The 259-nt window shown below is 48.3% G+C and carries 1 protein-coding gene; it reads left to right on the top strand.

Annotation, left to right across the window (positions count from 1 at the left end; all coding sequences use genetic code 11):
• Positions 1 to 218: hypothetical protein (locus KVT37_RS32365; protein WP_217579047.1), on the top strand; the 218-nt coding region annotated here is incomplete at its 5' end.
• Between the last annotated feature and the right edge of the window lie 41 nt (positions 219 to 259).

The raw sequence follows: 259 nt of genomic DNA, 5'->3' as shown, positions 1-259 counted from the left end.
AGAGATTCTTCCTTGAGTTATCAGACGACGATGAAGAGGCTGACGTCGGAAATAATGATATCCCGCACGACCTTTCCAAATTCCGGGACTGGGTAGCGGTGCACCACTCAGCATGGGATGCTGCGGGCTTGCCTGGCCATGATGAAGACATCCTCGAGAAATACAACATCTCTCATAATATCAACAGCGACAAATCCACATGGCCAACTTCCATCTAGAAGCTTGGGCATTACAGCACTCAAGATCAACGAAGCCATAA

It is taken from the genome of Mesorhizobium sp. GbtcB19, from assembly GCF_019091085.1.
Taxonomy (GTDB): domain Bacteria; phylum Pseudomonadota; class Alphaproteobacteria; order Rhizobiales; family Rhizobiaceae; genus Mesorhizobium.
The sequence above is the reverse complement of the archived record's forward strand: the minus strand, read 5'-3'. Positions and strand labels throughout refer to the sequence as shown.